Origin of the sequence: Streptomyces sp. UH6, assembly GCF_013421635.1 — a bacterium.
Classification (GTDB): domain Bacteria; phylum Actinomycetota; class Actinomycetes; order Streptomycetales; family Streptomycetaceae; genus Streptomyces; species Streptomyces abyssomicinicus.
Genome location: NZ_JACADT010001355.1, coordinates 1 through 1171 on the forward strand (window position 1 = coordinate 1; position 1171 = coordinate 1171).

Sequence of the window (1171 nt, forward strand, 5' to 3'; positions counted from 1 at the left end):
AGCAGGGCCTCGCACGCCTCCTCGCAGGAACGGCACGCCTCGGCACAGATCTGGCAGTGGTCGTGCTGGGTGTGCTGGGCGCACTCCTCCCCGCACGCCCGGCACGCGGCGGCGCAGGCGGTGAGCAGGGTGCGGGTGACGTTGGCGTCGTACTCGGTGTGCCGGGAGAGCACCGAGGCCGTGCTGGAGCAGACGTCGGCGCAGTCCAGGTCGGAGCGGACGCACTTGGCCAGCTCGTCGACCATCTCCTCGGAGAGACAGGCGTCCGCGCACGCCGTGCACACCTGGGCGCAGGACACGCACTCCTCGACGCAGGCGATGAGCTTGTCCCGGTCCACGCCGCCCAGGGCCGCCGGGTAGGCGTCGAGCATCTCCTTGACCTTGAGCGTGGTCATACGGTCACTCTCCTTCCGCTCGTCACCCTGGCCGGGTGGGCGGATCGGGACGGGGCAAACCTGACCACGCGGCGCACGGATACGCTCCCGGCAGTGCGAGCCGTGGATCACGGGAGGGGAGGGCTTCGATGACGCCGGGACGGGTGGGCGGCAGGTGGCGGGACGTATCGCTCCTGCTGACGGGGGTGCTCGTGGTGGGGCTCGTGGGTCTGCTGGGCGCGTTCCTCGGCGGACCGGGGGAGCGGGTGCTCCTGCACCGGTCCACCGCCGACATCGCCCCGGACGACAGCGCGCGGATCACCGAGGTGATCGACTACGACTTCGCCGGCGAGGACCGGCACGGCATCCACCGCCGTCTGCCGGTCACCGAGGCCGGACCGCCGCGGGACGTGACCGCCACCCTCGACGGGGAGCCGGTCGCCTTCGAGACGGTCGACGGCGCCACCGCCGTCCGCGTCCGCATCGGCGACCCGGCACGGACGCTGACCGGGGTGCACCGCTACCGCCTCACCTACACCGTGCCCGGCATGGTGACCGGCGAGGCGGGACTGATCTGGGACGTGACCGGCCTGGGCTGGGACGTGCCGGTGGACCGCCTGCGGGCGCGGGTCACCGCCCCGACCGCGCTGGAGGGGGCGGGCTGCGACCGCTACGGCTCCGGCGATCCCACCCTGTGCGTCACCCGGCAGACGTCGTCCGGCACGCTGGCCGTGGACGTCTCCGGCATGGAGGCCGGGGAGGGGGTCACGGTCCGCACCGAGGTGGGCGCGGCGCTG

At 73.5% G+C, this 1171-nt stretch carries 2 protein-coding genes; one reads left to right on the forward strand and one right to left on the reverse strand.

Features of this window, described 5'->3' with window-relative positions; all coding sequences use genetic code 11:
* Positions 1 to 395 (reverse strand): four-helix bundle copper-binding protein (locus HW445_RS31845; RefSeq protein WP_180224236.1); only part of this gene is annotated, 395 nt, incomplete at its 3' end.
* Between the two features lie 128 nt (positions 396 to 523).
* Here HW445_RS31845 and HW445_RS31850 point away from each other — a divergent pair.
* Positions 524 to 1171 (forward strand): DUF2207 domain-containing protein (locus tag HW445_RS31850; protein ID WP_180224237.1); only part of this gene is annotated, 648 nt, incomplete at its 3' end.